The 8,801-nt window shown below is 67.7% G+C and carries 9 protein-coding genes; 3 read left to right on the forward strand and 6 right to left on the reverse strand.

The window, feature by feature from the left end:
• Window positions 1–30: 30 nt before the first annotated feature.
• The 3 genes from VGK32_00100 to VGK32_00110 all read right to left on the reverse strand — a co-directional run bounded on the left by VGK32_00100 (window position 31) and on the right by VGK32_00110 (window position 4,007).
• Window positions 31–2,688, reverse strand: a complete 2,658-nt coding sequence (locus VGK32_00100) for an ABC transporter permease (GenBank protein ID HEY3380131.1) — start codon at window positions 2,686–2,688, stop codon at window positions 31–33.
• An 84-nt stretch (window positions 2,689–2,772) separates the two neighbouring features.
• The gene (locus VGK32_00105) at window positions 2,773–3,105 is read right to left on the reverse strand and encodes a PadR family transcriptional regulator (GenBank protein HEY3380132.1); all 333 of its coding nucleotides are present in this window, start codon (window positions 3,103–3,105) and stop codon (window positions 2,773–2,775) included.
• Between the two features lie 374 nt (window positions 3,106–3,479).
• Complete coding sequence (locus tag VGK32_00110) at window positions 3,480–4,007, reverse strand: pyridoxamine 5'-phosphate oxidase family protein (GenBank protein ID HEY3380133.1); 528 nt, start codon at window positions 4,005–4,007, stop codon at window positions 3,480–3,482.
• Between the two features lie 161 nt (window positions 4,008–4,168).
• Here VGK32_00110 and VGK32_00115 point away from each other — a divergent pair, with 161 nt between their 5' ends.
• Window positions 4,169–4,513, forward strand: coding sequence for a PadR family transcriptional regulator (locus VGK32_00115; protein ID HEY3380134.1), 345 nt, complete (start codon window positions 4,169–4,171; stop codon window positions 4,511–4,513).
• A gap of 125 nt (window positions 4,514–4,638) precedes the next feature.
• On the forward strand, window positions 4,639–5,826 hold the full coding sequence (locus tag VGK32_00120) for an ABC transporter permease (protein ID HEY3380135.1): 1,188 nt from the start codon (window positions 4,639–4,641) through the stop codon (window positions 5,824–5,826).
• On the opposite strand, the gene VGK32_00125 is transcribed toward VGK32_00120, so the two are convergent.
• From VGK32_00125 to VGK32_00135, 3 genes are all read right to left on the reverse strand, one after another.
• Window positions 5,762–6,349 carry an NAD(P)H-binding protein gene (locus VGK32_00125; protein HEY3380136.1) on the reverse strand — a complete coding sequence of 196 codons (588 nt, stop codon included), beginning with the start codon at window positions 6,347–6,349 and terminating at the stop codon, window positions 5,762–5,764. The genes VGK32_00120 and VGK32_00125 overlap by 65 nt on opposite strands.
• 41 nt (window positions 6,350–6,390) lie before the next feature.
• Window positions 6,391–7,377, reverse strand: a complete 987-nt coding sequence (locus VGK32_00130; GenBank protein HEY3380137.1) for an aldo/keto reductase — start codon at window positions 7,375–7,377, stop codon at window positions 6,391–6,393.
• 290 nt (window positions 7,378–7,667) lie between these two features.
• Window positions 7,668–7,997: a hypothetical protein gene (locus VGK32_00135; GenBank protein ID HEY3380138.1), complete on the reverse strand. Its 330-nt coding sequence runs from the start codon at window positions 7,995–7,997 to the stop codon at window positions 7,668–7,670.
• Between VGK32_00135 and VGK32_00140 the strand changes: the two genes are divergently transcribed.
• The gene (locus VGK32_00140; GenBank protein HEY3380139.1) at window positions 7,966–8,349 is read left to right on the forward strand and encodes a LysR substrate-binding domain-containing protein; all 384 of its coding nucleotides are present in this window, start codon (window positions 7,966–7,968) and stop codon (window positions 8,347–8,349) included. The genes VGK32_00135 and VGK32_00140 overlap by 32 nt on opposite strands.
• Window positions 8,350–8,801 lie beyond the last annotated feature (452 nt).

The following is an 8,801-nucleotide window of genomic DNA, read 5'->3' on the forward strand; positions in this document are numbered from 1 at the left end:
TCCCTGGCGCGCGGCTCAGGACGGCCTGGGTCACTCCTGACGCAAAATCGTGACCGGATCCACCTGCGCGGCCCTCCAGGCCGGGATCCCGGCGGCGACCACGAGCACCGCGGCGAGGGCGAGGCCGGCCGCACCGAGGCTGATCGGATCGGTGGGCGACACGCCGTAGAGCTGACTGCGCGCCGCCATCCCCAGCCCGATGGAGCCGAGCACGCCGACTGGCAGACCCACCACCAGAAGTCGGAGGCCCTGCACGATGATGAGGCGGCGGACGTCTGCTGCGGTCGCGCCGAAGGCAAAGCGCACACCCATCTCGCGCTTGCGGCGGGACGCATTGTGCGAGACGACGCCGTAGAGGCCCATGCCGGCCAACAGAAGAGCCATCACGCCGAACAGGCAGAGCAGCGTGCTGCCGACTCGCTGCGCAAAGAAGGCGAAGCGCAGGAAGTCGGCCATCGGTGCGGTCTCCGAGACGGCAAGCTCGGGGTCGACGGCGGCCATGGCCGACCGGACCAGCGGGGCCAGCGCCACGGGATCGCCGTTTGTTGCCTGGACGTGCAGGTGCATCTCGGCCTCGAAGTGCTGCCGGTACGACAGGTAGAAGTACGGCTCGGTGTCTTCGTTGATCGAGAAGTTCTTGCTGTTCTTCACGATGCCCACCACCAGGACACGGCGCCGGTTGGAGGGAGTGAAGTTGCCCCCGATGGCGCTGCGCCCATTCCAGTACCGCTCCGCCATCGCCTGGTTGACGATCGCCACCAGTGGAGCGTCGGCCGTGTCGCGTTCGGCCAAGTCTCGCCCCTCTAGGAGCGTCATCGAGAGGGTTCGAAAGTAGTCTGGCGACACGATGTTGAACCAGGCGCCGTAGGCGTCTTTGGTTGGCGGCTGGTAGCCGTCGACTGTCAGCGTTGTTCCGCCCCCGCCGAACGGGCTGAGGGCGACGGCGTGGGCGAGGCTGGCCGCGCGAACGGCGGGCAACGACCGCACGCGCTCGAGGAGGTGCTGGTAGAGTGCGGGACCCGAGACCTGGTTGTAGCTCTTCGGCAGGTTCAGCGACGCAACCAGCACTGGGCGGCCATCGAACCCCGGCCGCAGGGAATCGGCGTTGAGGACGCTTCTGAGGAAGAGCGCGGCGCCGGCCAACAACATCATCGACAGCGCGACCTGCGCGACGACGAGTCCTTGACGAAGCGGGGCACGTCCGGCGGCCGCCGTTGTACGAAACCCGCCCGCGTTCAGCCGTCCAGCCAGGTCGGTGCGCACACCGGTGAGCGCGGGAACGATGCCAATGGCGAGCACCGTGACGAGGGTGATCGCCCCCGCGAAGGCGAGCGCGGACCAGTCGAGGCCAACGGGGACGTGGATCGGCAACCCCATCGGCGGGATGAAGCCGGAGAGAGTGCCGACCATCGCCCGCGCGAGCGCGAGCCCCCCTGCGCCGCCCATCAAGCCGAGCAGCAGGCTCTCGGTGGCAAACTGCCGAACGAGACGGCCGCGGCTCGCCCCCAGCGACAAGCGAAGAGAGATCTCGTGCGCGCGGCCGAGACCGCGCACCATGAGCAGGTTCGCGACGTTCGCACAGGCGAGCAGGAGCACGAGGCCGACAACCGCGGCGAGCACGGCCAGTACCGGACGAAGGACGGGTGCGGAGCCCATGGGCGACTGCCACAGGGAGAAGAGCACGGGCCGGCGTCCCTCGTTGCCCGCCGGATCCTCGCGCTCAATCCGCCGACCGATCTCGAGGAACTCGGCCTGCGCCTGCTCGAGGGTGACGCCGGGCCGCAGACGTCCTCGCAGGGACAGCCAATGGTCCGATCGGGACTGCCGCTCGACGTCCGGCAGCAGTTGCGGCTGCATCGTGATCGGCACCCAGAAGCTGAAGGCGACACCCGGAAAGTCACCGACGAATCCCGGCGGCGCGACGCCGATGACGCGGCATGGATGGCCGTCGAGCGTGACGCTGCGGCCGAGCACGGCGGGGTCGGCGTTGAATCGCCGCCGCCAGAGACCGTCGCTGAGGACGACCACCGCGCCAGTGCCGAAGGCGGCGGTCTCCTCGGGCAGGAAGCTGCGGCCGAGTGCAGGATGCACGCCGAGGAACGAGAAGTAGTTTCCGGAGACGATCGCACCGAACACCCGCTCGGGGCTCTGGCCGTCCGAGAGGATGACCCGGAGGAACCCCGAGGCGGCAACATCTGAGAACGCGTGGGTCGTTTCGCGGTAGGCGAGGTAGTCCGGGTAGGAGTTCGTCCCAAGGTGCCCGGTTCGGTCGCGCTCCGCGATGAGGAGGATCTCGTTCTGGCGTGCGACGCCTGGCATCGGTTCGAGCAGCGTGGTCCGGGCCCAACTGAAGACGGTCGTCGTGGCGCCGATGCCGACGGCGAGCGTCAGCGCTACCACGACAGCGAAGCCAGGGGCTCGGCGTAGCAGGCGGGTCCCATAGCGGACATCGTGCATGACATCCTCGAGCAGGCGGCCGCTCCGGACGTCGCGCACGCGCCCCTTCACCTGCTCGACGCCGCCCAACTCCAGGACCGCCCGTCGGCGCGCCTCGCCTGGCGCGAGGCCGGCTTCGCGGTGCTGCTCGCTCAGCAGATCGAGGGTGGCGGCCACCTCCTCGTCCAAGGCTCGCTCCACCGCATCGCGGTCAACCAGGTTCCGACAGAGACGTGCGACACGACGGAGCATGGCGGATCCTTTCGGGCAACCGACTGCACGGTGCGGCTACGGCGCGCAACGGACACAGCTAGCGTCGTCGGCTGGCGCGGCGGCTCACGCCGATTCCAGCGCGTCCTTCATCACCCTGGCCATCCGGTGCCAGTCCTCGGCTTCCGCCTCGAGACGCTGGCGCCCCCGAGCCGTCAGCCGGTAGTACTTGGCGCGCCGGCCGTTCTCGGAGGCGCGCCATTCGGCGCTCAGCCAGTTCCGCTCTTCCATGCGGTGCAGCGACGGAAACAGCGACCCGAAGCTGACGCTGAAGGCCGCCCTCGTGATCTGTTCGATGCGGCGCGCGATGCCGACGCCGTGCAGCGGCTCCAGGGAGAGCGCCTTGAGGATCAGCAGGTCGAGCGTGCCGCGCAGCATTTCGTTCCGAGGCAAGGTCATGAGACTCCTCTTATCGGAATACGATATCAGAGGTCATATCTGATTACGATAGGAGACGAGTGGAAGTTCCGTGGTCCCAGACCGCCTGGATCCGCCTTCGGAACGGCGGCGAGGAGGACCGCGATGACGATCCAGATGAAGTCGGACAAGGAAGCACGAACATCGAATCGTCTTCGCGCCGTGTTGGAGATGGACGACCTTCTTCGCCCTATGGACGGTCTGAAGGGATAGAAGGTTCCGTCGGTCGTTCCGGCTACGCGGAGCCGGCCTCCGGCGCTTGCGCGCACACTCGACATCGACGCCGTTCGTGATCCCCCGGTTGAGCAGGCTCTCCTTGTGCGCGCGCCTCGGAGGTCGTGACGCCGCGGCGGGCGTCAGCGCGCGCGCGTTCGAGGTGGCGTCGGAGGGCGCTTGACGTCCGCCTCCGCCACGGCAGCGGCCGCCGTGGTCAGGTCCTCCGCCGAGATCGAGAACGCCCGCGCGAAGCCGCCGACGTAGCGAATGTCCGACGGAACGAGCCGAAGCAAGTGGAAATCGGCGAGGTCGAACCTGGGCTCGGCGCCAGGGAACCGCGCCAGGTAGGCAGACTTCGCTGCCGCGTACTCCTGGCTTCCCGGCCGCACGTGGCGGACCTCGCCGGTCAGCGTAACGCGAGCCAGCAACTGCGGGTCGCCCTCCCCGGTGTCGGCCTCGCTCACGACGAGCGAGACCCGCGGGTCCTGCAGCAGGTTCCTCGTGTGCTGCGACAATTCACTCACGAAGATCAGGAGTCCGCCCAGCGCCCGCTCCGGCGCGTACGCGACCATCGTGGCGAGCGGCACGCCCCGGTCCATCGTCGCAATGGCCGCCCATCGCTCCGTCATGATCAGACGCGCGGCGTCGAGCTCGAAATCGGTTGGCATGGTGCTCTCCCTGTCCGGGTTTCTGCCATTCTGACCGACGTCGAGCTTCGAGATCCACTCGAGCCGTGTCTACCCGCCCGCCTCCCGCCGCGCTCGCGGCCTGGCTTGACAGTCCCAGGCGCCGCTCATATAGTCAGCGTGACTATATATAGCCAGACTGCATGACGATGACGACGTTCAGTGCCGAGTTGAAGAAGGGGGGGATGGAGATGCTCATCCTGTCCCTGCTCGAGGCGCGCCCGCGCCACGGATACGAAATCGCGAAGCTGATCGAGTCGCGGTCGGGCGGCCAGCTGCACTTCGCGCTCGCGTCCGTCTACCCGGCGCTCCTGCGCCTGGAGGGCCGGGGCTACGTCAAGGGTCGCTGGGTCGAGGAGCCCGGCACGCGTGCCCGCTGCTTCTACCGGCTCACGGCCGCGGGCCGGAAGATGCTGGCGGCGCAACAAGACACCTGGAAGGCCTACATTGCGGCGGTGGAGCAAATCATGGGAGGCGGCCATGCGTGACTGGGATGCCTTCATTCGAGGTCACCTTCCCCTGCCCGGGCGATTGAGGGGCGTTCCGCGACCGCGTAGTCCGCGAGTTGGCGAATCAGCTGCACGATGCGTGCGAGGACCGTCGGCGGCGGGGGATGACGGAGGACGAGGCCAACGCATTCGCGCTGGCGCAGGTCGGTGACTGGACGGCGTTCGCGGCCGCGCAGCAGGACGCGACCCGCGCCGCCGCCCTCCCGGGCCTGGCGCGAGCGCACGGTTGCCTCGAGACCATCGGCGAGCGGTCGCACGGCTGGCGATCGTTCTCGGCAGGCCTCGGCACGGACCTCCTGCTGGCCCTCCGGGTGCTGCGCGCGCAGCCCGGGTGTGCAGCCGTCGCTCTCGGCGTGCTGGCTCTCGCGATTGGCGCCGCCACGGCCATCTTCTCGGTGGTCGATGCGGTCGTGCTCCGCAGCCTGCCGTTCGACGACTCCAATCGCATCCTGGCGGTGGTCGAGCACGATCCGAAGCGAGTCGAGACTCTCGGCGGCGGGCTCACCTCGGCACCCACCTATCTCGACTGGCGGCATCACCAGAGCTCGTTCGAGGGGCTGGCCGCGGTTGGAAACACGGCGTTCAGATCCCGCACGCCGTCCGGCGAACCGTCCGCGGCGCGGGCGCAATCGGTCACGTGGGAGTTCTTCCAGGTCCTGCGCGCCGCCCCGCTGTTGGGCCGCGTGATCAGGGCGGACGACGAGATCCGCGGCCGCCATCACGTCGTGGTTCTCGGCCACGCGTTCTGGCAGCGGCAGTTCGGTGGCGCGCCTGACGTGGTGGGCCGGACGGTGGACCTCGACGAACAGCGGTGGCAGATCGTCGGCGTGATGCCGCCGGGCTTCACCTATTCCGTTGCCGGCAGTCGCCCCACCGACCTCTACGTACCGCTGGCGTTCGACGAGGCGGAATGTTCGCGGGACAGCGGTCAGAGTTTCGCCTACACCGCGATCGGGCGCCTGAAGCCAGGCGTGACGCTGGCGCAGGCTGGTGATCAGATGGGCCGTATGGCTGCAGGCCTCGATCGGCAGTATCCCACCTGGACGCCGGGCCGGACCGCCCGTGTTGTCTCTCTGCAGGACCGCCTGGTCGGCCGGGTGCGGTCCTGGATGCTGATGCTGCTGGCGGCCGGCGCGCTCGGATGGACGAGCAGTGTGCCGAGCCGGCCGAGGCCCTCGACATCCCGGCTGGTCGCTGGCCGGACGATGGGCTGGGGCGACGTGGCGGTCATTCCGGCTTGCTCACGCCCAAGCTGTGACGCACCTCCAGCCCGGGCGACGCAGCCAGGTTGACCACGAGCGCGGCGACGCTCTTCCGGGACACGATCCCGCCCTTGAACGGCTCGCCTTTCTGCGTGGTCTCGTAGTCGATCTCGTCGGCATCGGTGAACCACGCGGGACGAAGGATCGTGTATTCGAGGTCGGAGGCCTCGATGACGCGCGCCGAGTCGCGATACGGATCGAGGACGCTCCGGTACCGCTGGCCGGGAACCTCGTCGTAGATCCCCATGGAGCTGATCCAGATGAGGCGACGTACGCCGGTCTCGTGCATGGCCTCGACGACGCCCCTGGCCATCGGCTCGAGGTCGCCCGCCAGGTTCGCGTACACGACGTCCTGGCCGGCCATCGCACTCTGCAGTTTCGCCGCTTCAAGGACGTCCGCCTCCACTACACGAATGCGAGAGGCGCGCTCCGGTGTGATTCGGCGCGCGCGGCGCTGGTACAGCGTCAACCGGGCGTCGGTCTTCGCCAGGAACAGCTCCGTGGCGACGCGTGCGATGCCCCCGTTTGCGCCGAGAATCAGAACGTTGATCATGCGCGGGTTGTGCCTTCCGTCGTGTTTGCCGTCAGGATGGCTCAGCGCCCCACCATCTTCTGGAGGTGCTCGGGGTACCGCGCCCCTTGGACCTCGATCTGCGACGCTGCGCGGTTGATCTCACCGAGGTCATCGACGCTCAACGGCGTCGTGGCCGCTCCGAGGTTCTCCTCGAGGCGATGTCGCTTCGTCGTCCCCGGAATCGGCGCGATCCAGGGCTTCTGTGCCAGCAGCCACGCCAGCGCGATCTGCGCCGGTGTGGCCTTCTTCCGTTCGGCGAACTTCGTCAGCCAGTCGACAAACGCCAGGTTCGCTTTGCGATTCTCGGCCGTGAAGCGCGGCACGACGTTCCGGAAGTCGGTGCTGTCAAAGGTGGTCTTCTCGTCGATCGTGCCTGTGAGGAACCCCTTGCCGAGCGGACTGAAGGGTACGAACCCGATACCCAGTTCCTCGAGCGTCGGCAGGGCTTCCGTTTCCGGCTCGCGCCACCACAGCGAGTACTCGCTTTGAAGCGCTGCCACCGGCTGGACGGCATGGGCACGTCGAATCGTCGCCACGCCTGCTTCCGACAGGCCGAAGTGCCTGACCTTGCCTTCGCGAATGAGGTCTTTCACTGTACCCGCAACGTCCTCGATCGGGACGTCCGGATCCACCCGGTGTTGGTACAGGAGGTCGATCCGGTCGGTCTTGAGTCGCTTCAGGGAGGCTTCCGCAACCTCTCGAATGTGCACCGGCCGGCTGTCGAGCCCCGCGGACTTGCCACCCTCGAACTTGAAACCGAACTTGGTCGCAATCACCACCTGGTCGCGAACCGGGCCGAGCGCTTCGCCGACGACCTCCTCGTTTGTGAACGGCCCGTACGCTTCGGCCGTGTCGAAGAACGTGACGCCGCCGTCGAACGCGGCGCGGATGATGCCGATGCCGTCTTCCCGGCTGGTCGCCGGACCGTAGCCGAAGCTAATGCCCATGCAGCCGAAGCCGAGCGCCGAGACTTCCAGTCCGCTCTTACCCAGTGTGCGTTTCTGCATCTCTGCCCTCCGAAACCAGGATAGCGCCCGGCGGCGATTCTGAGTAGTCCGTCAAATCGGCACTGGCCTGTGAGTACAATTCACCAATGCACCTCGACGACCTCAACGTGTTGGCGGCATTCCTCGCCGTAGCCGAGGAACGGAGCTTCACACGGGCAGCGAAGCGACTCGGCCTCTCGAGATCCGCGTTGAGTCACGCCGTGCGCGGGCTCGAAGAACGGATCGGCGTCCGGCTGCTCGCGAGGACGACGCGGAGCGTGGCGCCGACAGATGCCGGCGAACAGCTCATCTCACACCTGAGCCCGGCGCTCGCGGACGTTGGCGCGGTGTTGGAGCACATCGCCGGGCTGCGCGCCCGACCGGCCGGGACCGTTCGCCTCGTCGCGCCACGCCTCGCGGCGAAGATGCTCCTCGGCCCCAAGCTCGAGGAGTTCGCCCGTGGCTATCCCGATGTCGTGCTCCACATCACCACGGACGATAGCCCCTTGGACCTCGTTGCCGGTCGGTTCGACGCGGGCATTCATCTCGGCGAGTTCATCGAACGCGACATGATCGCGGTCAGGGTGTCTCGCGACCAGCGCGCGGCGATTGTCGGCTCGCCCCGCTATTTCCAGTCGCACCCCAAACCGACATCGCCACGCGATCTCCCGGGGGCATCGCTGCATCAACATCCGCATGGGATCAGCCGGGGTGTATCGGTGGGAGTTCGACAAGGGCGACCAATCGCTGGTCGTCGGCGTGAACGGTCCACTGATCATCGACGACATGGACATGACGATCCGTGCGGCGGTGGATGGGATCGGCCTGGCGTTTTCGCTCGAAGAGTACCTGACCCCGCAGCTCGCGAGCGGCGCACTCATCCGTGTGCTGGAGGACTGGTGCCCGCCGTTCGCGGGGTTCTTCCTCTACTACCCCAGTCGACGCCAGCAGCCGGCCGCACTGGCTGCGCTCATCGAAGCGCTGAGGCTTTAGCGAGGCGCACGGGCGATCTCGCCCTTCACGCAACGACCCGCCCCTTGGGAACAAAGGAGGCGAGCGCTCGCCTTTGCCCTGGAAACCAACGGCGAAGAGCGACGAGCTTGGGTCCAGGCCGTGGCGGGCAAAGGGCAAGAAGAGGGCAACGCCCGGTGATCGAGGGTGGGCAACGGGGCTCGCCTCGCAGAATGAGACCGTATTCTGCGCGTGACCGCTGCGACGCTCTGGATCACGGTTACAGCGAGATCAGTCGGTAACTGAGCGGTGTAAGTGTCGATGTGGTGGCTCGCCATGAGCGAGCACCGCTTCGCGTCGGTCGAGGCAGGCGAGTCGAATGGCGCGCCCTGCACCCCTCGACAGGCTCGGGGTGCCCTGAGCTTGTCGAAGGGCAGGACTCGAACCTGCCCGCCTCCGCGCTTCGCGCTGCGGCGTGGTCTCGCCGTAGCTCG

The organism is Vicinamibacterales bacterium (assembly GCA_036504215.1).
In the GTDB taxonomy this organism is placed as follows: Bacteria; Acidobacteriota; Vicinamibacteria; order Vicinamibacterales; family Fen-181; genus FEN-299.